The sequence below is a fragment of the Acinetobacter tibetensis genome, from assembly GCF_023824315.1.
GTDB lineage: Bacteria > Pseudomonadota > Gammaproteobacteria > Pseudomonadales > Moraxellaceae > Acinetobacter > Acinetobacter tibetensis.
In genome coordinates this window covers 2,611,362-2,634,540 of the sequence record NZ_CP098732.1, presented here as the reverse complement: position 1 = coordinate 2,634,540, position 23,179 = coordinate 2,611,362, and the positions used below count along the sequence as shown (strand labels likewise).

Genomic DNA, 23,179 nt, shown 5'->3' with positions numbered 1-23,179 from the left:
ATATGTATTTTTTTTGTGCGTTGTGTAAGTGTTCATTGTAGGTCTGGTTGTTGTACTTTTTGGTCAATTGTAGCTAGGAAGGTGTTAGATAAAAATACGATAAATATCTAATAAAAAATAACTTTAAATAATGTGGTTTTTTTAAACACTGGCAAGTTTTTCAGGATGGCACGAAATTCGCTTTAGCCTCAAATCATTGTGGATTCATGATTTAAGCAGAGGACGGATGACATAGAATTTGCTTAAATGGAACATGGATAACAATAAACACATCAGTTTAAAAACAATGCATGACGCAGCGCTTAAGCGAGCAGCACAGGAAAGGTAAAAATTGGAAGCTAAAAAATTAAGAATAGCCATTTTAACCCTGTTGATTTCATCGGGCTGTATGCTGAAAGCCAAGGCTACTGCACAACCCAACAAGATTTTACACGTGGCGATAGAAGCACCTGATGATGGTTTTGATATGGTCAAAACCTACAATTTTTACAGCGGAAAAATAGCCGAGGTTATTTTTGAACCTTTGCTGAAATACGATTATTTAGCCCGTCCCGTACAGTTGGTGCCGAATACGGTACAAGCTTTGCCGCGTATCGAGCAAAATGGCAAGGTTTATACCTTTAAGATTAAGCCAGGAATTTATTTTTCTCCCGACCCTGCGTTTAAGGGGCAACGTCGTGAACTCAAAGCACAAGATTATATTTACAGCATTCAACGTATTTTAGACCCAAAAAACCGTTCGGCCACCTATTCATTCATTGATGGAAAAATTGTGGGGGGCAATCAAGCCAATGCTCTGGCCAAGAAAACGGGAAAGTTTAATTACGATACTCCAATTGCAGGCTTAAAAGCCCTTGACCCCTATACCTTACAAATTACTCTGACCCGTCCTGATTATAATTTTCAGTATATTCTGGCGTATGTCACCTTTGGTGCCACAGCACGCGAAGTAGTTGAATATTATGGTGATCGTATTGTACAGCATCCTGTCGGGACTGGGCCGTATCAACTGAGCAAGTATGTTCCTCGTAGCAAAATTGAATTGACCGCCAACCCGTATTACCGTGGTTTTGTCTGGAATTTCAAATCGACAGGTAGTACTTGGGATAACCGACTGGTACAAGAAATGTCAGGCAAACAGATGCCGCAAATTGGTAAAGTCGAGGTCAGTATTATTGAAGAAGAACAATCGCGCTGGCTGGCATTTAAAACAGGGCAACTCGATTTCGACAAATTAACCTCGAATGCTGTGCCGCAAGCACTGGATGGTCAGAAGCTCAAACCTGAATTGGTCAAGCAAGGGATTCAGCACTACCCCAATAAAGACCCCGAAATTACCTACACCATGTTCAATATGAAAGATCCCATTGTCGGTGGGTTTGGGCTGGATAAAATTGCCTTACGTCGTGCAATCACTTTGTCATTTAATCAAGACGAAGCGATTAAACAACTCTATAAGGGACAGGCGGTTAGGTCTGAAATGCTGGTTCCAGACGGTGTGCAGGGCTTCAATCCGAATTATCGCAGTAGCCTCGCCTATAACCCTATCTTGGCCAATAAACTACTGGATCGTTTCGGTTATAAAAAAGGTGCAGATGGTTATCGGACTTTACCCAATGGCAAAGCACTCACTTTAAAGTTTATGACGGAAAATAGTTCCAGTTCCGTGGTGCAATCTGAACTGTGGAAAAAAAATCTGGATGCAATAGGTATTCGGGTCGATTTTCAGGTCAGTAATTTTGCCGATAATTTAAAAGCTGCAACCCAATGCAAATACATGGTCTGGGGCGGTGCTTGGATTGCCGATTATCCAGAAGGGGAGAATTTTGCTCAGTTGCTGTATGGGCCGAATTCAGCACAGGGCAATTTAAGTTGTTATCAATCGAAAAGTTATGATGCGCTGTATCAGCACATGTTAGGTTTACCACCACAGCAACGCTTAACGTATTACGAAAAATTAAGCCGTCAGATTGAAGCTGATAATCCATGGATTATTCATAGTAGCCGTATTCGTAACTGGTTGTTGCATCCACAAGTTCAGGGTTTCAAAGCCCATCCAATGATGAATACCAACTGGCAATATTTAGATATACAGCCTGTAAAAAATAAATAAGCTTGGACGAACAATGAAACAGTTGAATAAAAAAAATCAGTATTGGCTCAAAGGGGTATTGGCAGGTGGCCTTTTAATCACAAGCTCTATGAGTTTATTGGCACAAAGCCCTGCCGACCCACACAAAGTCTTACGTTATGTGTTCCCTGTGGCTGAAACGGGTTTTGACCCCGCAGGCGTACATGATTTGTATTCTGCGCATGTCAACGGTTCAATTTTTGAGACTTTGTTTACCTACGATTATTTGGCATCGCCTGCAAAGTTGGTTCCACGTACCGCAGTCGCCTTACCTGAAGTCAGTGCCGATGGTTTGACCTATACCATTCGTATCCAAAAGGGCATTTATTTTGCCGCAGATCCAGTCTTTAAGGGCAAAAAGCGTGAACTAACTTCGGCAGATTATGTGTATACCTTTAAACGCCTACTCGATCCGAACTTGCGTTCTCCGAACAGTTGGTTACTGGATGGACGTATTTTAGGAATGGACACAGTATTAAAACAGGCGGCTAAAACAGGCAAGTTTAATTACGATCAACCCGTTGCAGGTTTGCAAACGCCTGACCGATATACCTTGGTGATTCGTTTAACCAGTCCTGATCAAAACTTTCCGATGTTACTGGCACATCAACCTGCGGGTGCCGTGGCACGTGAAGTGATTGAGAAATATCGAGATAAAGCAGGTTTTGTCATGGGGCACCCTGTCGGAACGGGGCCGTATATGCTAACTCGTTGGACGCCAGGTTCCCGCATTATTTTGAAAGCTAATCCTGATTTTCGTAGTTTTGTCTGGAACTTTAAGGCTTCTACGGTAGAAGATCAGAAAATTGTCAAAGCCATGCAAGGCAAAAAAATGCCACAAATTGGCGTGATTGATATTCAGGTGATGGAAGAAGGGCAGTCGCGTTGGTTGTCTTTTATTAAAGATGAAGTTGATCTGTTTGCTTTGGATGGGGAATTAACCGTTCAAGCTTTGCAAAATGGCAAACTCAAACCTGAACTGGCGAAAAAAGGCGTACACCTGTCGCGGATTACTGATCCTTCGATTGATTACCATTATTGGAACATGCAAAACCCAGTCGTGGGTGGTATGAGCAAAGACAAAATCGCCTTGCGTCGTGCCATGGCGATGGCCTTTTCGGCAGATAACTACATCAATATTTTACAAAAAGGCGATGCACAACGCTTACAAGCCCCGATTCCAAATGGCGTGGTGGGCTATGATCCAAACTATAAAAGCAGTATTCCTTATTCTGTTAAAGCCGCCAATCTACTGTTAGACCGCTATCACTATAAAGTCGGTGCAGATGGTTGGCGTACTTTGCCGAATGGTAAACCTTTGCAAATTAATATGACGATCTCGGGTAATAGTGCGCGGAGTCAACAACAGGCAGAATTTTGGAAGAAAACGCTGGATAGTATCAAAATTAAAATGAGCACCCAGTCCTTGCCATTTGCTGAAGCACTGAAGTTAGAAAAGCAATGCAAGACCATGTTTAAAAGCTCGGCTTGGATTGCCGATTATCCAGATGCTGACAACTTTATGCAGTTGTTCTATGGCAAGAATATCAATGTAACCAACAATGCCTGCGTGAAAATTCCTGAATATGACCGTTTGTATGAACAAAGCCAGAAAATGCCGCCTAGTCCAGAACGAGATGCATTGTATCGGAAAATGTCACGCTTGCTCGAAGTGTATATGCCCGTACAAATTATTGGTGCGCGTTATCGTAATGTCTTGGCACAGCCCCGCGTGATTGGTTTTAAAAAGCATCCGATTTTGCCTGCGGAATGGATGTACATCGATATTGACATGAAGAAATAGAAATTAAATAAAACTGGAGTAATGATGAATCACCCAATCTTTAAATTGACCGCACTCAGTGTTTTGACTTTTGCTATACAGCAGTTCACTTTTGCAGACTCTCCCACGCGTCAGACCTTGCCGCAATTTCAAGCCCAAGATATTCCTGCTTTGTGTGATACCAAAATTCAGGATATTCAACAGCAGCTTAAGCATTTTGAAGCCAAGCCTATGACGGCACAGAACAATGCCGCGCCTGTACTGGCAGAATGGGATCGTATTTTTGCTTCGTTTGAAGATTTTTATGGACCCATTGGCTTATACAGCAATGTTTCCCCAGATGCGGCACTGCGTAAAGCGGCAGAAGGTTGTGAAATCAAGATTAGTCAGTTCCAAACCGATATTTATCAAAATCCAAAACTGTATCAACAAATTAAAAACACCCAAGCCAGTGATGCGATTGATAGCAAGTTTCGGGAAGATTTACTCAATGATTTTGAAAAAACAGGGATTCAGTTAAGTGCCGAAAAGCAAGCACGTTTAAAAGTGATTTTGGCAGAACTGGCGAAGATTGAGCAGGAATATGCGCGTAATGTGCGTGATAATCCGCAAAAGCTGGAGTTTACACCTACCGAATTAACAGGATTACCACAAAGCTATATCGATGCCTTAAAGAAAAATGACCAAGGCAATTATTTACTTGGTTTTGAATATCCTGAATATCGTCCTTTTATGGAATTGGCAGACAACGATGCTGCACGCCAGCGTTATCAAATTGCCTATACCCGCCGTGGAGGTGAGCGTAATTTGATCTTGCTGAAACAAGCCATGGACTTGCGTTATGAATTGGCACAATTGTTTGGTAAATCCAGTTATGCCGAGTGGGCGCTACATAAACGTATGGCAGAAACGCCAGAAAACGTGAAAAAATTTCTGTCTGAAGTACATGCGACGGTTGCGCCTTTAGAACAAAAAGAAGTGAATACACTGCGCGAGTTTCAAGCGAAAACCTTAAATATTCCCTTAGCGCAAGCCAAAATCGAACGATGGAGTGAGGCATATTGGAGCGAAAAGCTGCGTAAAGCCAAGTATCAGATCGACCAAGAAAAAATGCGGGAATATTTCCCAACTCAAGCCGCACAGGACTGGTTATTCGCCATTTCATCTAACCTGTATGGCATTGAGTTTAAACCAGCCAAAGTCGATGTCTGGCAGAACGAAGTTGAATATTACGATGTAACCGATCAGAAAACAGGACAGCTTTTAGGTGGGCTATATGTCGATAAATTCCCACGTGAAGGCAAATACGGACATGCTGCGGTATGGGGTGTTTATGGTGGCAGTAGCTTAACGGGGCGTAAACCGATTTCGGCATTGGTTACCAATTTTAACCGCAAAGGTTTAAACAGTGATGAACTGGAAACCTTTGTGCACGAGTTTGGACATGCATTGCATGGCATTTTGTCGACTACCCGTTATTCCGCACAATCAGGTACATCGGTAGAACGTGACTTTGTTGAAGCTCCTTCGCAAATGTATGAGGAATGGGCAAGACGCAAAGAAACATTATCGAAAGTGGCAGATTATTGCCAACCTGCATGTCCTCGGGTCGATGATAAGTTGATTACCAAACTGAATGCAGTACACAGTTATGGTCGTGGCTTGCATTATGCTCGTCAAACTTTGTACGCCCAATATGATATGGCACTACATGGCAGTAATGCTTTGAAGGTACAGCCTTTAGATGTCTGGAAGAAAATGGAAGGCTCAACCGCACTGGGCTATGTACCCAACACGGAATTTCCTGGGCAGTTTGGGCACATCATGGGCGGCTATCAAGTGGGTTATTACGGCTATATGTGGTCTGAAGTGCTTGCTTTAGACATGCTTTCTGCTTTTGGCAAGAATTTAAATAATCCAGAAGTGGGGCAACGTTATCGCCAAACCATTTTATCTCAAGGCGGCCAGAAACCTGCAGAAGACTTGGTGAAAGATTTCTTGGGTCGTAAACCCGACAACAAAGCCTTTTTCGATGAAATTACAGGCCAACGGGTTAAATAGGGGGCATCAATATGCTGGCATATATCATACGTCGCCTATGGCAAATGATTCCGACCATGCTCGGAGTTGTACTGCTGATTTTCTTTCTGTTTAACTGGGTGGGGGGAGATCCTGCTTATATTCTGGCAGGCAAAATGTCCAATCCAGAACAGATTGAAAATATTCGCCAACAGTTGGGCGTCGATCAACCCTACTATGTACAGTTGTGGATTTTCATCAAACAGATTTTGACCTTTGATTATGGTCTAAGTTGGAGTACAGGGGAGTCTGTTTCACAAATTATCACCACACGTTTAGGTCCGTCATTGACCTTACTCATTCCACTCACGATTTTGCAAACTGTGATCTCGATTATTTTGGCATTGGCGGTTTCTGCGGTGCGTGGCACTCTAACGGATCGTATGGTCATGATGATGTGTACCATTGGCATGTCGATCAGTATTTTGGTGTATATCATTGTTTTTCAGTATGTATTTGCTTATCAACTGAGTTGGTTCCCCGTGCAAGGTTGGAGTGATCATTTTAGTGAAAACCTATTTAAATATGCCTTACTGCCGATTTTAATCATGCTGGTGGTCAGTATTGCACCGACCTTAAGACTTTACCGCAGCTTTGTTCTCGATGAAGTGAATCAGGACTATGTGCGTACAGCACGTGCCAAAGGGGTGGGAGAACGTCGCATCCTTGGCGTGCATGTACTGCGCAATGCCTCTATCCCGATTATTACCGATGTTATGGCGACCTTACCTGCATTGTTGATTGGGGCATTTTTGATTGAGCGCTTTTTTGGTATTCCGGGCATTGGGCGGGAAGTGATTATTGCGGTCGAACGCAGTGATTTTCCTGTGATTAAAGCCATCACAGTTTATGTGGCAGCAGCCACCATGATTTTTAACCTGATTGCCGATCTGGTGTATAAGTTGGTCGATCCTCGCGTACAGTTGAAGTAGGTGAACTATGTTAAGTGTGATATTTAAAAGAAAAGCACTGGATACCACAGACACCACTTCTTCTGGACTTTGGCAACTGGCGATGCGTCGATTAAAGGCAGATCGTATCGCCATGATCTCATTGTTTGTGGTGCTGTGTTATTTCGTGATGTTACTGCTGTCCATGACAGGAGTGATTGCCTCCAACTGGAATAAAGAAGTCGCTGTCAGCTATGCGCCACCCACCTTTATGGGGGCAGATGCTGTCCGTGATACAACCGAAAAAGTCGCTACTCAATCACAGGCTTTGCCTGAAAATCCCGTTGATCCCTTAAAAGATGTGATTCATGAACTGAATGCCGAAATTGTCAAAGAACAAAGTGCTGGTGGCGCGATAGATTATTACGGTGTGGTTGATCCATTGGCGGAGGACATGAAAGCGATAGATCAGCAATTGGATGGGCATTTGTTGGATCAACAGGCTGAATTAAAACAAACTCTTCCTTTTGGTGCTGACAAATGGGGACAAGATGTCTTGCAAAAAACCATTAAAGGGGCAGAAACATCCATTATTGTTGGTGTGGTCGCAGCCTTATTGGCGGTGGTGATTGGGACAGTGCTTGGGGCAATTTCAGGTTACTTTGGTGGCTGGGTCGATGATGTCCTGAACTGGTTTTATAACATCTTTACTTCTATTCCTTATCTGTTACTGATTTTAGCCATTGCAGCGGTACTACAGCAAAAAGGCATTGTCTCGATTGTATTGATATTGGGTTTAACAGGTTGGACAGGTGTTTATCGGTTGATTCGTGCCGAGTATATGAAACATACCTCGCGTGAATATGTGCTGGCTGCCAAAGCTATTGGGGTCAGTCATTTTAGACGTATGTTTGTCCATATTTTCCCGAATGTCAGTCATATTGCTTTGGTGCAAATTTCGATTCTTGTGGTGGCCTTTATTAAGTCCGAAGTCATTCTCAGCTTCTTAGGTTTTGGTGTACCCGTAGGGGTGGTGTCTTGGGGCAGTATGCTGAATGAGGCACAAAGTGAATTGATTTTAGGTAAATGGTGGCAATTGGCGGCAGCTTCCATCGCAATGGCAGTCTTGGTCACCGCATTTTCCATGTTTACTGATGCATTGCGTGATGCACTGGACCCAAAACTAAAATAAGAGGTGTATGAACATGACTGAATCAAAACAAAACTCAATCTTATTAAAAGTTGAAAATCTTAAAGTCAGTTTTAAGGGAGAAAATAAACAGTACATCGAAACGGTGAAGGGAATATCATTTGAAATTCCAGTGCATACCACGGTTGCCTTAGTGGGCGAGTCGGGCAGTGGTAAATCAGTAACATCTCTTGCGACCATGGGTTTACTGCCACCAGAGCAAAGTCGAATTTCGGCAGAAAGTAAGATTGTGTTTGAAGACGTCAATTTATTGACCTTATCACGTGCAGAGATGCGAAAAATTTGTGGCAAAGACATCGCCATGATTTTTCAGGAACCGATGTCTTCGCTGAATCCTGTATTTACTGTGGGCGATCAGATTGCAGAAGTACTCAGGCTACATTTGGCCATGGGGCGTAAGCAAGCCAGAGCACGTACTTTAGAGTTACTCAAAGAAGTCGGTATTCCTTCTCCTGAAACCAAAATTGATGCTTATCCCAGTCAGCTTTCAGGTGGGCAGCAACAACGTGTGATGATTGCGATGGCAATTGCCTGTGAACCGAAGTTATTGATTGCGGATGAACCCACCACAGCACTAGATGTGACCATTCAAAAGCAAATTTTAGATTTATTACAAGACTTACAGCAACGCCGTAATATGTCGATGCTGTTTATTACCCATGACTTGGCATTGGTGGGTGAAATTGCCGATCGCGTGATTGTAATGCGGCATGGGGAAATTCGTGAGCAAGGCGCAGTAAAATCAGTCTTGGAGCAGCCACAAGATATTTATACCCGTGCCTTATTACAATGTCGTCCGCAACTGTCACAACGCCCGTTCCGCTTGCCGATGATCAGTGACTTTATGCAGCAACAAGGTCAGGATTGGATAGAAAAAGTGGTGACTGAACAGCCTCGTGCACAGCGACAACGCGGGCTGAAGGGCAATGAAGAAATCATTCTGGATGTTCGAGACTTAAAAAAATCATTTTATAGTCGTAAAGGGGTGTTTGGTCGAGAAGAGTATCAGGCGGTCAAAGGTGTTTCGTTTCAATTGGCGAAAGGCAAAACATTAGGCTTGGTGGGGGAGTCAGGTTCAGGTAAAACCACCATTGGGCTATTACTCATGCGGTTGCAACAAGCAACAGGGGGGACGGCTCGGATTTATGGACAAGATATCTTGGCAATGTCAGATAAGCAGTTTGCCCAGTTTCAACGTAAAATTCAGATTATTTTTCAAAATCCTTATGCATCGCTTAATCCGCGCTTTACGGTAGGACAAATTCTACTGGAGCCGATGCAGGTGCATGGCATTGGTACCAATGATGCTGAACGCAAAAAAATCGCCTTGGATCTACTGGAGCGAGTCAGTTTGCCCGCATCGGCATATCATCGTTATCCACATGAGTTTTCGGGTGGACAGCGACAGCGCATTGCGATTGCACGCTGCCTAACCTTAAAACCTGAAATCTTGATCTGTGATGAATCGGTGTCGGCATTGGATGTTTCCGTACAAGCACAGGTCTTGAATTTACTGCAAGATTTACAGGATGAGTTTGGCTTGAGTTATATTTTTATCTCACATGATTTGTCAGTGGTGAAATATATCTCAGATCAGATTATGGTTATGAATCATGGGGATATTGTCGAAATTGCCAATTCAGATGATTTGTATCAGTCGCCACAACATGAATATACCCAACGCTTACTCAGTGCTATACCAAGGGGAGTGTAATCAATCGCTGAGTTTGGATAACTAAAACGTACTTATTAAACTGCATCCACATCACATATAAAAAGAGCCACTCGAAAGTGGCTCAAATTTTAACTTGAATGATTAAAACTTTTTAAAGCTTTTGTTTACGCCAAATGGCTTACGTGGAGCTTGTTCATCACGTGCATCGCGTTGACCATATGAGCCTTTGTTGCCAAAGTTTTCTGAGCGGTTATCACGTTGTGCATAACCCGTGTTTTGGCGTTGTTCACGTTGCCCATAGCCTGTTTGCGCATTGTCTTGACGACGTTGGCTATGACCATTTGGGTTTTCACGACGTTCACGGTTGAATGCTGGCTTCGCTTGTTGTTGACCTTCATCTTCATTGTCACGACGTTGCTGACGTAAGAAACCGCCACGACGTGCTACCAGTGGTTTTTCTTGCATACGTTCAGTACGGCGTTTTGCCATGCCGAATAAACCTGTACCTTGACGTGGCTTAAGTTCAACCGATTTGGTTAAATTGTCGATGTCGTTTTTGTCCAACTCTATCCAACGACCAGTACGGAGTTCGCGCGGTAAAATCACGGTGCCATAACGGGTACGTAATAGGCGGCTCACTTTCAAACCTTGAGATTCAAAAATACGACGCACTTCGCGGTTACGACCTTCTTTTACCACCACTTGGAACCAACGGTTAATTCCTTCACCGCCAATCTCAGAGAATGATTCAAATTTTGCAGGGCCATCGTCTAATACGACACCACGCAGCATATTATTTTTAATTTGCGGCGTTACTTCACCCATAACACGCACTGCGTATTCACGCTCAATTTCATTCGATGGATGCATTAAGCGGTTTGCTAGTTCACCATCATTTGTGAACAGCAACAAGCCTGTAGAGTTAATATCCAGACGACCAACCATCACCCAACGATCATTGGTAATGCTCGGCAAGTTATCAAACACCGTTGGGCGTTGTTCAGGATCATTACGTGAACAAATTTCACCTTCTGGTTTGTAGTAAATTAAAACACGACGGCGAATTTCGTCTTCAATTTGGAACTGCACTTTACGACCATCGATGCGAAGCTCATCGCCTGGCTCAATACGTTCGCCCACCTGGGCAACTTGACCGTTGACACTCACGCGACCAGCAGCAATCACTTCTTCCATATAACGGCGAGAGCCGAGACCAACTCGTGCGAGCACCTTTTGCAATTTTTCACTCATGACAGCATAACCTTAGAAATTATCATCAACAGTTCACCTATTTAAGACCTCGGTGCTTGCGCATCGAGAGCCATAAAAGCTTCCTTGGCATCCTGTAGGGGAGGCAATTGACCAACTGATGTTAGGCCAAAAGCATTTAAAAACTGTGGCGTTGTAACTAACAACGCGGGTCTTCCAGGGAGTTCCCTAAAACCAGATTCTTTAATCCAGTTCCAGTCGAACAAAGTTCTTAATATTTGACTATTATTCGAGACTCCGCGAATTTGTTCAATGTCCGCACGAGTCACGGGTTGATGGTAAGCCACCACCGCTAGAATTTCGAGCAGAGAAGGCGATAAGCGTGTTGGACGCTCAGGCCACGTTTGACTAATCATCTGACGATACTTAGCGCGTACTTGAAAGCGGAAACCTTGTGCAGTTTCTACCAGTTCAATCGAGCGACCATGTTGTAAAACCATGAGTTGTTGTATCAGTTGTCGCAGTTCAGATTTGGAATATTGATCTTGAAATGCCTCTTTCAGACGTGCCAAAGAAACCGGTGCATCACTCGCAAAAATAATGGCTTCCAGTTGCATCAACATTTCATGTTGAATTTCTGATTGAGAAAACAGATCCGCTTCACTCATAGGTGTGCTCCTTGGACACTAAGTGGCGCCTCTATACCTGAACCAATAATTTGAATGCGTTGTTGACGGGTCAGTTCCAGCACGGCCATAAAAGTGACGACCACGCCCATACGACCCTGACTTGGTTTGAGTAATTCAATAAAATCGAGAACTTCACCGGCTTGCAGCTTTTCTTCAATAAATGCAATTCGTTCTTCAAGCAATACTGGTTCTTGCTCAATTTTATGGGTCACTGGCTCTGGGCGGTTAAACACACAAAATAAAGCGTCATGCAATAGATGGGCGGAAAAGCCATCATGACGGGCAGCAACATCCCCAAGACTGACATTGGTCTGAAAAGTATCTCGTTCTAAAATACTCATTTGGCCCAAACGCTCAGCCGCTTGTTTCACGCGAAGATAAGTTTCTAACCGATCAATCAGTTCTTGTTTCGGGTCTTTTTCAACGGCAATACTGGTAGGTTTTGGCAGTAATAAACGGGATTTTAAATCAGCCAATAAGGCCGCCATCACCATATAGTCAGCAGTCAGCTCAATATTGAGTGACTTCATGGCATCCATGTAAGAAAGATATTGGGCTGCAATCGGAGCAATATCTAATTGTAATAAGTCGAAGCCATTTTTTTGAATTAAGTAAATTAAAAAGTCGAGTGGTCCTTCGAAATGCTCCAAGAGAATTTCAAATGCGGCAGGAGGAATATATAAATCCTCTGGGATGGAGTCTTGCCATTCATCTAGAACACGGATGTGCGGCATTTCTTCCATAGCATTAGGGACGGATTGATTCATTACAGTTATTGGCCACGCGAATTTTCAAAGGCATGATTATGTGTTTTCGAATCAGTACTTAGGGGAGAAAGTAGAGGTGATTAAAAAATACATAATTTTAATAGGCCTTAGTGTAATGCATATTAGGAAATGAATAAATTACTTGGGGGGTTAAATAACAAAAAAGTATTAAATAAATATGGGGTATTTATTTGTGTGATGAAGGCTTAAATTATCATTTAAAAAAAACGAAGAATAGAAAAAATTATAAAATGACGATAAAACAAGATCATAAACGTTAACAAATGGATTAGGGGAGGGGCTAGGCCCCCTAACCCTGATAGTTAAATTTATTCAAAAGCACTAACATCACCTACGCCTTTACGAATCACAACAGGGCTCTCTCCTGATAAATCCACAATACTGGTGGTACTTAAGGTACCTAAACCGCCATCAATAAAGACATCAATGCGTTTTTCCAGTTGCATCTCAATTTCATAGGGGTCATCTAAAGGATCGTCAATACCCGGTAAAATCAGCGTACTGGTCAGTAGCGGTTCACCTAATTCTTTCAGTAGCATCTGACAAATTGGGTTGCTTGGAATGCGCAGACCAATGGTTTTCTTTTTGGGGTGCATCAAGCGTTTAGGTACTTCACTGGTGGCTGGTAAAATGAAAGTGGTCACGGCAGGGGTATTATTTTTGAGTAAACGATACATGGCATTGTCTACTTTGGCGTAGGTGGCAATGTCAGATAAATCTGAACAAATAATCGCGTACTGATGCTTTGGCCCTAAACCACGGATCTGAGAAATACGCTCCATAGCATTCTTATTTCCAATCTGACATCCAATCGCATAAGCAGCATCAGTTGGATAAACCACCACGTCACCCGCACGGATGCGTTCCACTGCCTGACTGATTAAGCGCGGTTGTGGATTATCAGGATGTATTCTTAAGTGCAACATATTGTTCTCCTGATTTTTTAGATATTATTTGCTGAAATTACAACATCTTGTCATGTAATTTTGATGAATTTCTGTAATTAATCCAGCATTTCGCGTTGAAACTCGCCACTTTGTAATCTTTTGCCACCTCGCGTACACGTACAGACACAGTCAATAAAGTATTGGGCATCTCGAGGTAGCGCCATTTCTCCAGAGCAATAACGCTGAACTTGTGCATATACATGATCTTTAAAAGTCGAGCCATCACCACCTTCACCCGTCAAATTGTCGAGTGAAACCCTAAATTTACGTCCAAAGGCTTTGGCAAACATCCATTCAATGGCTTGAGGCTTAATTTCCACTTGCTCAAATAAAGCTTGTTGTTCTTGTGTGCGACCATCAGGGGCATACCAATAGCCTAAATCGGGGAGTAGGCGACGTTGTTCACCCGCAATGCTCCAATGGCTAATTTCATGTAATGCACTATTAAAGAAACCGTGAGCAAATTGAATACGTGCCGGCTGTTGCTGTGTCGCTGGAAAATATTCAGGTTCGTGTTCGCCGCGAATCAAATTCACATTAAGGTGGGAAAACCAGTAATTAAAGTGTAAGATGAGCCAGTCAACTTGTTCAGTTTCTGACTGTAAATTCGCCCATTCCAAACGTTGCACTTGGTCTGGTGAAATGTCAAAATGAACAGTTGAAAGTGTGCTAATAAGTGATTTTTTATTCACTTCTGTTTGCGGCTGCAACAGATGCATGACTGTGTTACCCAAAATGGTCTGTCTAAATAAGTACAAAATTGTATCTTAATCTTTGACAGAGTACTGATGAATTTGTAGAATTGCCGCCTTAATTATGTCAGCAAATACCTTTCCGGCACAGATTGAGCCGTTTAAATGGGCTGAACAAGGCTTTACATGGTCAGGTACCCTGCCATTGTCTCGCTTTGCTCGTATCGCTCGTGAAGCTGTTGGATCAATTGATGATCAATTGATTAACATAGACTGTAAGCTATCAATGGATGCGTATCATCGCATTGTATGGCTAGATGGTCGCGTTGAAACGCAGGTTCCAATGGAATGCCAACGCTGTTTAGGCACGGTAAACATTGAACTCGTTTCAGATTTTCATCTAGCTCTAGTGGATGATGAGTCACTGATAGAGCGCTTGGATGAGGATGCTGATTTCATCGTCTTAGGTGAAAGTGAAGCAACGACGAAAGGTAGCTATGATGCACCTGCGACGGCTGATTTACTGTCTCTGATAGAAGATGAATTGTTATTGTTGATGCCTTTGTCTCCCAAGCATGATGCTTGTGAACATAAGCACCAACCTGCCATTGAAGAGCTTGTCGAAGAGAAGCGGGATAACCCGTTTGATGTTTTGGCAAGTTTGAAGGGTAAACTTAACTAATTTTTGTGTTATACTCTTCCGTATAAGACAACTGAATTTGTTCTGATCCATATTTTTCGATTTGTAAGGAGCCATCATGGCCGTTCAGCAAAACCGTAAAAGTCGCTCTCGCCGTGACATGCGCCGTTCACATGACGCTTTAACCGAGAATGCATTAACTGTAGACCAAGCTACTGGCGAGATTCACCGTCGTCACCATGTATCTAAAGATGGTATCTACCGTGGTCGTCAATTATTCGCTAAAGCATCTGCTGAATAATTGATGAAGCATTAAGTGATAAGCTTAGTGAAAAAATTGGGAGCGTAAGCTCCCTTTTTTTTGTCTTCGATTTTTGTTGTATTTCGCAATTACCAAAAACAAAATTAAGTGTTAAATTTCCGCTCCATGAATGAGCAGTGACTACATAAAGGATTTTTTATATGTCTGCTAGACCACTTGAACAAGCAGCTCAAGCAACAAAAACTGCATTTGTGTTTCCAGGTCAAGGTTCGCAAAAAGTCGGCATGCTGGCTGAACTTGCTGAACAGTTTAGTGGTGTTCGTGACACTTTCGCGGAAGCTTCTGAAGCCCTGGGTTTTGATTTGTGGCATATTGCCCAAAGCGGTGAAGGCTTAGACCAAACTGAATTTACTCAACCTGTATTACTAACAGCCAGTATTGCTTTATGGCGTGTTTGGTTGGAGTTGGGCGGTGTGGTGCCTAAATATCTTGCTGGTCACTCATTAGGTGAATACAGTGCTTTGGTTGCTGCGGGTGCAATGTCCTTGGGCGATGCTGTTAAGTTAGTCAACTTACGTGGCAAGCTTATGCAAAGTGCTGTACCACAAGGTCAGGGTGCAATGGCGGCTATTTTGGGTCTAGAAGATGCCAAAGTCCTTGAGCTATGTGCTGAAGTTTCAGCGCAGGGTCAGGGTTCAGTAGAAGCTGCGAACTATAATGCACAAGGTCAGGTGGTGATTGCGGGTGATAAGGCCGCAGTAGAAGCAGTCATGGCTATGGCAAAAGAACAATCTGGCAAGGCAATTGCACTTCCAGTATCAGTTCCATCACATTGTTCGCTGATGAAACCTGCTGCTGAGCAATTCGCGCATGCTTTGGAACAAACTGCCATTGAGCTACCTAGCATTCCTGTAATACAAAATGTCAATGCGGAAATCGCGACTGATGTAGCGCAATTACGTCAGGCATTGACTGCGCAACTGTATCAGTCGGTGCAGTGGACAAAGACAATGCAGACTGTGCAAGATCAGGGCATACAATATATTGTTGAATGTGGTCCTGGTAATGTCCTTGCCAATCTTGCGAAACGTTTGCCGAATATAGAAAAAGCATTCCCAATCGATACGAAAGGTCGAGTGGAGGATGCGCTGAATGCCATTTTAGTGGCGGAAGGGAAAATTGCATGACACAAGAACGCAAAGTCGCATTAGTGACAGGCGCGAGTCGAGGGATTGGTGCTGCCATCGCTCAACAACTCATTCAAGACGGTTATTTTGTAGTAGGTACAGCGACTTCTGAGTCTGGTGCAGAAAAATTATCAGCAGCATTTGGTGAGAATGGTGCAGGTAAAGTGCTAGATGTACGTGACGGTACTGCAATTGATGCTTTGGTTACAGATATCGAACAAAATTATGGTTCAGTTCTTGCACTTGTAAATAATGCAGGGATTACCAAAGATAATTTGTTGTTGCGTATGTCTGAAGATGATTGGGATGATATTCTCAATATTCATCTAAAAGCGGTATACCGCTTATCAAAACGTGTTCTTAAAGGCATGACCAAAGCGCGTTTTGGACGAATTATTAATATTAGTTCTGTGGTTGCACATTTCGCAAACCCAGGCCAGGCAAACTATTCAGCTGCTAAAGCAGGGATTGAGGCATTTAGCCGCAGCCTTGCCAAAGAAATGGGTAGCCGCCAAATTACTGTAAACTCAGTTGCACCAGGTTTCATCGCAACTGAAATGACAGAACAGTTAAGCGAAGAAATTCGTAAAAAAATGAGTGATCAAGTGGCACTTCAACGCTTAGGTGAACCACAAGATATCGCGAATGCTGTAAGTTTCTTGGCTTCTGAGAAGGCAAGTTATATTACAGGTACGGTTTTACACGTAAATGGTGGTTTATACATGAGCTAATTAGCTGATGGATTAACTTTCAAAAAATTAAAGTTTCAATTAAACTGATGGCATTTAAAAACGCCACAAGCAATGAGGAGAATTCCTGTGAGCGATATCGAACAACGCGTTAAACAAGCGGTTGCAGAACAATTGGGTCTTAAAGTAGAAGAGATCAAAAACGAAGCATCTTTTATGGATGACTTGGGTGCAGACTCTCTAGACCTAGTTGAACTTGTAATGTCTTTCGAAAATGATTTCGACATCACTATCCCTGATGAAGATTCTAACGAAATCACTACAGTTCAATCTGCAATTGACTATGTTTCTAAGAAACTTGGTTAATTGTTGATGTTCAGCGCTGCTGAAAGAAAAGCCACCTTTTAGGTGGCTTTTTTAATGTCTGTATGGGCTAAGCTGCTTAGGTGTATTGATGTGAGAAATTAGTTCAGTCATATGAATATACCAAGAAAAGGGGATGGTGCTTCTTCAGATTCAATTTTACTGTATTGAATACAAAATAATGAAAAGACTTAAAACTAGAAAAGTGATGTATTTGATTGTTAAAGTTGAGTATTTTAGTTGGTCTATTTGTAACAAATAATGTATGTCAAGATGCTTGGCTTTGCATGTTTATAAGTTATGCTTAAAAATAAGTAAAATTGATGATAAAAAAATATATATAATTAATATGCATATGTGTAAACAAGAGATAAATATTAATTTTTTGGTTAACTGGTTCTCATTTTTGCACAAATTAGTTCCTCTATATTTGCTAAGCTTATTTTAATAGACTTATTGAATAAGAAATTCATCTGTCTGTTTTTTATTATTGTTAATAATAGCTTAATAATTTCATCATGTGTTACTTTGTAAATTTTTAATTAACTTATTGAATTTAATTGTTAAAATCACCTTGAAATACAAGCCGCAGTGTTCTGTATATAAGAAATATCTAAAGTAAAAATATGAGAATACGAAATAAACAAGTACAACAAATGACTTGGCATAAAAGAATTACTTTATTGATCACATTATTATGTAGTAGTTCGGTTTATGCGGTTCAGTTACAGACGTTGTTAAAAACAGCTTTGGAGCAAGACCCAATGATGTTGGAAGCACAAGCCAATGAAGAAGCAGCGTTAAGCAAGGTTAAAGAGTCAAAATCGCTACATTATCCAACTTTAGCTTTGACAGCTAATCAAATTCTGGATCAATCTCACGAGAGTCAATATGACTATGCGAGTGAAGATTTTACACCTGGGGTGAGAGGCAGCCTGAATTTATATTCATTTGGTGCAATTAGTGCTCAGGTAGATCGTGATGAAAAAAAATCTCAATATTTTGAGCAAAAAATTGATGAGACTGCGGAAGAGCTAGGTTACAACATTGGTTCTGAATATTTAAAAGCTCTCAATGCACATGAAGCGCTGGCTGTACAAATGCGAAGTTTGGAGCGTCACAATAAGTTTACGCATGATATTAGTGTGATTGTGCAATATGATGCAGGTCGTCGTTCAGAGCTCACACAAGCACGCGCTCGCCAAATGCAGGTAGAACACACCATTAGTAGTTTGCAGCGTGAATTGGGTTTTGCGCTGAGTCATCTTAAGAAATATTCACCAGAAGTGATTGATCAAGACGCGCTAAGAGATCCATTTATCGGTCTGGCACCCTCTCAATTTATATCACGTTATCAACTGGGAGAAGTTACTCAACATCCTTCTTATTTGGCTCAGGAGGCGGAGTTAGAGAGTATTCGCTCTGAGGTGAAGTACCGTAAAGCAAAGCGTTATCCAAGTATTAACTTGGAAGGCAATGTGACCACAGAAGACCGTGAAGTGTATTTGAACATGTCGTGGGATTTGTTGAACCGCGGTGCGAAATATTCTGTTGAACAAAGTGGGCAATCCGCAGTGGCAGCTAAAGCACGACTTGATCAAATTCAGCGTGATATTGAGGAACGTGCACGTACTGCTGAAATTGACATGTTTCAAAGTCAGCAAAAAATGAATATTTCACAGGAGCAAATTTTAGCATCCCGTAAAGTGGTGAGTGACAATGAAAAACAATTCAAAATTGCGCGAAAAAGCTTAATTGATGTGCTTAATGCGTATAACGAATTAGCAAGTGTTGAAATGGCTTATGTGACGGCACAGAATGATTATCGAATGGCAGCGCTTGCTTATTTGCGTGCTCAAGCCAACATTAGCAATTGGGTGAAGCAGTAAGAATAAAAACTGCTGATCCAAAGTGGATGTGGATCATGCTTAATTGACTTAAAGGTCAAATAATTAAAATAGGATGACATAACGAGAATGAAATCCATAATAGAGCATATTGCTTTGGTAACCCGACTGTTGGGAAGCCCTTTACCTGTCGCAACGTTGATGGCACAGGTAACGCATGACCAAAATTTAAATGTCAATTACCCTTCTTTAGTTGAAGTATTAAAAAGTCATGGCTTTGAAAATACATTAAGTAAAAAAGCACTCAATGAAATTCCTACTTTAGCCGTGCCTGTGGTGATTGTTTTGCAGCAAAATGAAGCTGCAGTGATTACTCAAATTCATGGCAGTGGGGCAGATCGAGTTTATGAATTACAACAAATTGATGGTTTAAAGCAAAGAATAGATCATGCGCAGCTATTAGCATTGTACTTGGGGTACTGTTGGTTTATTAAACCTAAATTAGCCAGTGACTTACGTTCTGAATTGCCAGAATATCACTTACCTAAAGCATGGTTCTGGAAGGTCATTTGGCGTTTTAAGGCTTATTATTCGCAAGTCATCTTAGCGACATTCATCATTAATTTCTTGGCATTGGTCAGCTCACTTTATGTCATGAATGTCTATGATCGCGTTATTCCGAACAAATCTTATGAAACACTGTGGGTGCTCAGTATTGGGGTAATTTTGGCAATAAGCTTTGAGTTTGCTGCAAAAATGATCCGTGGGCATTTAACAGATATTGCAGGTAAAAAAGCGGATTTAATTATTAGTTCGGCTATTTTTCGTCGTGTGATGAGTTTGGATTTAGCAGAACGTCCAGTGTCATCAGGTTCCTATGCCAATAACCTGCGTGAATTTGAATCTGTGCGGGAGTTTATGACCAGTGCCAGTCTGTTGGTGTTGGTTGATTTACCATTCCTTTTGCTTTTTATTGCTGTAATTTGGATGATTGGCGGTGCACTGGCAATGGTTCCCTTAATTTTAATACCAATCGTGATGCTGGTTGGAATGTTGTCTCAGAGACCTTTAGCACGCTATATCAGTGAATCAATGAAAGAGTCTTCACAGCGCCAAGGTTTGGCGGTAGAGGCTATAGAAGGGATCGAAACATTAAAAGCCAATAATGCAACCAGTTGGGCACAGCAAAAGTGGGATTATTACACGGCTAAAACTGCTGTTTCGAGCACTAAAACTCGTGATTTGAGTAATTTTGTGGTTAATTTTTCTGTTGCCATACAGCAATTAAATACCGTGATTTTGGTGATTGTTGGAACTTATCTCATTCACAGTCCAGATCCAAACCATAAAATTACCATGGGGGCTTTGATTGCTTCGGTCATTTTATCTGGGCGTGCATTGGCACCATTGGCGCAAATTTCGAGTTTAGCGATTCGTTTTCAACAAGCCAAAATTGGGCTACAAGGGTTGCAAAGCATTATTGAGCGTAAAATTGAACGTCATCCAGATCGGCAATATATCAGTTTAGATCAGGTCAATGGCGAACTTAAATTTCAAAACGTGTGTTTTAAATATCAGACAGATATTCCTCCTGTACTTAAGGGTTTAAATCTGAATATTGCACCTGGTGAAAAGGTGGGAATACTTGGGAAAATCGGCAGTGGTAAAACGACAACTTTAAAGCTCGCCAGTGGCATGTTTGAACCACTAGAGGGAAATGTCACGCTGGATGGTGTGGATTTACGTCAGTTGGATCCTAATTATTTACGTAATCAGGTTGCTCTACTAGGGCAAGCACCACGTCTTTTTCTTGGGACGCTACGTGAAAATTTAGATTTGTCGAGACAAGATGGTTTTTCTACAGATCAAGAGTTGTTGCAGGCTTTGAAGCGCTTTGGTTTGGACAGCTTAATTCAAAATCATCCGCGCGGTTTAGATATGCCTTTGGGTGAGGATGGTTTGGGGCTTTCGGGTGGACAGAAGCAAATTATAGCGTTGGCTCGCTTAACATTGCGTTCTCCACGTGTGGTGTTATTGGATGAGCCGACCAATGGCTTAGACCAGTTAACTGAACGACAAACACTGACGGCATTGCATCAATGGTGTAAAGACAAAACTTTGTTGGTGGTGACGCATCGTACTCAAGTTTTGAGCATTGTGAGTCGCGTTATTGTCATTGACCAAGGACAGGTGGTTATGGATGGCCCCAGAGATGAAGTGCTGAAAAAACTTGCTTTAAATGAGCAGACCAAATCGACAACACAATAGAATTCTACGGTTGCGACAGGGCAAACAAGTTCTGCTGTAGCAGCGGGGCAAAAAGAAGGTCGCACCATCGTGATCAAACCAGATCATGCATCGACGGTGCAGAATCACCCTAACAATACACAATTAGAAAAAATAAATGTTGAGTAGTCGTGTGTAGCAAGGCGACATCAACGTAAGTGAGGCATATGGAAGAATATCGAAATCCACCCGCAGATCGGGTTCAGTCGAAAGACTTGAAATTGTTAAATGATTTGAATGCCGCCTTACAAACGGAAAGGCATACAGGTCTGTTTTGGACAATTGGGTTGCTCTTTGTATTTTTGATTGTGTTTGTTTTTTGGGCGTATCACAGCCATGTAGAAGAAGTGACGCGCGGTCAAGGTAGTGTTATTCCAACCAGTCGCGAACAAATTTTGCAAAGTTTAGACCCAGGAACCATCAAGGAAATGCTGGTGAAAGAAGGAGATGTTGTTGAAAAAGGACAAATTTTACTTCGTCTCGATGATACCCGAAGTTCTGCTATTTTAAGAGAGAGTGAGGCAAAAGTTGCTAATCTGGAAGCAATGTCTGCCCGTTTAAGAGCGGAATCTTATGGTACGAAAATTCAGTTTCCTGAGGGAATTAGTGAATCTTTAAAACATCGTGAACGCGCAGCATATGTTGCACGTCGTCGTGCGGTAGATGATGCTGTTGCAGGGTTGCAAACCAGTAAAGCCATGTTGGATCGTGAAATTTCAATTACGTCACCCATGGTGGCAGAGGGGGTGATGTCTGAAGTTGAGCTGCTACGTATGCGACGTCAATCTTCTGATTTGGCTTTGCAAATAAATGAAAAGCGAAATCAATATGCCGCAGATGCGAATAATGAGTTGGTTCGAGTCGAGTCTGAATTGGCTCAAGCCAAAGAAAATATGGCGATGCGTGCAGACCCTGTAGATCGTTCACTTATTCGTGCACCCTTAAGAGGAATTGTTAAAAATATCAAGATTAATACGGTGGGTGGTGTAGTACAGGCTGGACAAGACATTATGGAAATTGTGCCGCTCAATGACAAATTATTGGTTGAAGCTTATATCCGCCCTCAAGATGTTGCATTTGTTCATCCTGGGCTTGGTGCGATTGTAAAAGTGACTGCTTATGACTATGCCTTGTATGGTGGCTTAGAAGGTAAGGTGACTTTAATTAGCCCTGACACATTAAGAGATAAAACACGACCGAGTGAACTGAATTTAAATCCTGATGAGGCGTACTACCGTATTTTGGTTGAAACCAACCAGAACTCACTAACCGATAAAAATGGTAAAACCATGCCGATTATTCCCGGCATGATTGCCAGTGTGGATGTAAAAACAGGAGAGAAAACCATATTTCAATATTTAATAAAACCAATCACTCGAATGAAGCAAGCTTTGCAAGAGAGATAGCAATATTTTGTTGGCAGAAACTCTATATTTTAATAGGGTTTTTGTTATTAAAATAAATGGGCCATAACTCGGTTAATAGCTTATTGTTTTAATAAAATAAGGTATATTTTGGATATATGTTATATGGTGTTGATTTTTTAGATCATGTTTATAGCGTTAAACTGTCCAATCTTTATTTAAAAAATAATCAGTATAAAAATATAATTCATCTATCTGAAAAATATGTGAACCAGTTCATGTTATTTTTAAAATTATAATTAATGCTATTGTTTTTTTTTCTTTTTTTTATATTCTTTTAAATAAGCATTATAAAAAATTATCACATAAAATATTAATTTTTTTAAGGGTTTATGTGGAATAAAAATAAATCCCCTTGGTTTAAGGGGTAGGAAAATGAAATAGAAAT

General features: G+C 41.7%; 19 protein-coding genes. 14 read left to right on the top strand and 5 right to left on the bottom strand.

What is annotated here, in order from left to right:
* Positions 1 to 388 precede the first annotated feature (388 nt).
* The 6 genes from M5E07_RS12690 to M5E07_RS12665 are packed head-to-tail and all read left to right on the top strand — an operon-like array spanning position 389 to position 9,807.
* Positions 389 to 2,113: an ABC transporter substrate-binding protein gene (locus M5E07_RS12690; protein WP_252223826.1), complete on the top strand. Its 1,725-nt coding sequence runs from the start codon at positions 389 to 391 to the stop codon at positions 2,111 to 2,113.
* 13 nt (positions 2,114 to 2,126) lie between these two features.
* Positions 2,127 to 3,935: an ABC transporter substrate-binding protein gene (locus M5E07_RS12685; protein ID WP_252219685.1), complete on the top strand. Its 1,809-nt coding sequence runs from the start codon at positions 2,127 to 2,129 to the stop codon at positions 3,933 to 3,935.
* A 24-nt stretch (positions 3,936 to 3,959) separates the two neighbouring features.
* Positions 3,960 to 5,975, top strand: coding sequence for a M3 family metallopeptidase (locus tag M5E07_RS12680; protein WP_252219682.1), 2,016 nt, complete (start codon positions 3,960 to 3,962; stop codon positions 5,973 to 5,975).
* A gap of 11 nt (positions 5,976 to 5,986) precedes the next feature.
* Positions 5,987 to 6,925, top strand: coding sequence for an ABC transporter permease (locus M5E07_RS12675; RefSeq protein WP_252219680.1), 939 nt, complete (start codon positions 5,987 to 5,989; stop codon positions 6,923 to 6,925).
* A gap of 7 nt (positions 6,926 to 6,932) precedes the next feature.
* Positions 6,933 to 8,075 carry an ABC transporter permease gene (locus M5E07_RS12670; RefSeq protein WP_252219678.1) on the top strand — a complete coding sequence of 381 codons (1,143 nt, stop codon included), beginning with the start codon at positions 6,933 to 6,935 and terminating at the stop codon, positions 8,073 to 8,075.
* A 13-nt stretch (positions 8,076 to 8,088) separates the two neighbouring features.
* Positions 8,089 to 9,807, top strand: coding sequence for an ABC transporter ATP-binding protein (locus tag M5E07_RS12665; protein WP_252219675.1), 1,719 nt, complete (start codon positions 8,089 to 8,091; stop codon positions 9,805 to 9,807).
* A gap of 102 nt (positions 9,808 to 9,909) precedes the next feature.
* Here the strand turns inward: M5E07_RS12665 and rluB are convergent, their stop codons facing one another.
* From rluB to M5E07_RS12640, 5 genes are all read right to left on the bottom strand, one after another.
* Positions 9,910 to 11,019: a 23S rRNA pseudouridine(2605) synthase RluB gene (gene rluB / locus M5E07_RS12660; RefSeq protein ID WP_116763558.1), complete on the bottom strand. Its 1,110-nt coding sequence runs from the start codon at positions 11,017 to 11,019 to the stop codon at positions 9,910 to 9,912.
* A 41-nt stretch (positions 11,020 to 11,060) separates the two neighbouring features.
* On the bottom strand, positions 11,061 to 11,645 hold the full coding sequence (scpB, locus tag M5E07_RS12655) for an SMC-Scp complex subunit ScpB (protein ID WP_252219672.1): 585 nt from the start codon (positions 11,643 to 11,645) through the stop codon (positions 11,061 to 11,063).
* Positions 11,642 to 12,433 (bottom strand): segregation and condensation protein A, encoded by a 792-nt coding sequence (locus M5E07_RS12650; RefSeq protein ID WP_252219669.1) that lies wholly within the window; start codon positions 12,431 to 12,433, stop codon positions 11,642 to 11,644. Before M5E07_RS12650 ends, scpB begins: the two co-directional genes overlap by 4 nt.
* Positions 12,434 to 12,762: 329 nt before the next feature.
* A complete protein-coding gene (locus M5E07_RS12645) occupies positions 12,763 to 13,380 on the bottom strand; it encodes an L-threonylcarbamoyladenylate synthase (protein ID WP_116763564.1) in 618 nt (205 codons plus the stop codon).
* A 77-nt stretch (positions 13,381 to 13,457) separates the two neighbouring features.
* Complete coding sequence (locus M5E07_RS12640; protein WP_116763566.1) at positions 13,458 to 14,120, bottom strand: elongation factor P hydroxylase; 663 nt, start codon at positions 14,118 to 14,120, stop codon at positions 13,458 to 13,460.
* A gap of 97 nt (positions 14,121 to 14,217) precedes the next feature.
* Between M5E07_RS12640 and M5E07_RS12635 the strand changes: the two genes are divergently transcribed.
* The 8 genes from M5E07_RS12635 to M5E07_RS12600 all read left to right on the top strand — a co-directional run bounded on the left by M5E07_RS12635 (position 14,218) and on the right by M5E07_RS12600 (position 22,773).
* Positions 14,218 to 14,775, top strand: coding sequence for a YceD family protein (locus M5E07_RS12635; RefSeq protein WP_252219667.1), 558 nt, complete (start codon positions 14,218 to 14,220; stop codon positions 14,773 to 14,775).
* A gap of 76 nt (positions 14,776 to 14,851) precedes the next feature.
* Positions 14,852 to 15,034 (top strand): 50S ribosomal protein L32, encoded by a 183-nt coding sequence (gene rpmF, locus M5E07_RS12630; RefSeq protein WP_004695348.1) that lies wholly within the window; start codon positions 14,852 to 14,854, stop codon positions 15,032 to 15,034.
* A 161-nt stretch (positions 15,035 to 15,195) separates the two neighbouring features.
* On the top strand, positions 15,196 to 16,182 hold the full coding sequence (gene fabD / locus M5E07_RS12625) for an ACP S-malonyltransferase (protein WP_116763570.1): 987 nt from the start codon (positions 15,196 to 15,198) through the stop codon (positions 16,180 to 16,182).
* Entirely contained in the window at positions 16,179 to 16,913 is a 735-nt protein-coding gene (fabG, locus tag M5E07_RS12620) for a 3-oxoacyl-ACP reductase FabG (protein ID WP_116763572.1), read from the top strand. The genes fabD and fabG overlap by 4 nt, the downstream gene beginning before the upstream one ends.
* Positions 16,914 to 17,000: 87 nt before the next feature.
* A complete protein-coding gene (acpP, locus tag M5E07_RS12615; protein ID WP_016166057.1) occupies positions 17,001 to 17,237 on the top strand; it encodes an acyl carrier protein in 237 nt (78 codons plus the stop codon).
* Between the two features lie 623 nt (positions 17,238 to 17,860).
* Complete coding sequence (locus tag M5E07_RS12610) at positions 17,861 to 19,123, top strand: TolC family protein (RefSeq protein ID WP_252219664.1); 1,263 nt, start codon at positions 17,861 to 17,863, stop codon at positions 19,121 to 19,123.
* 87 nt (positions 19,124 to 19,210) lie between these two features.
* Positions 19,211 to 21,349, top strand: a complete 2,139-nt coding sequence (locus tag M5E07_RS12605; RefSeq protein ID WP_252219661.1) for a type I secretion system permease/ATPase — start codon at positions 19,211 to 19,213, stop codon at positions 21,347 to 21,349.
* Between the two features lie 185 nt (positions 21,350 to 21,534).
* Positions 21,535 to 22,773 carry an HlyD family type I secretion periplasmic adaptor subunit gene (locus M5E07_RS12600; protein ID WP_252219658.1) on the top strand — a complete coding sequence of 413 codons (1,239 nt, stop codon included), beginning with the start codon at positions 21,535 to 21,537 and terminating at the stop codon, positions 22,771 to 22,773.
* The last annotated feature ends 406 nt before the right edge of the window (positions 22,774 to 23,179 follow it).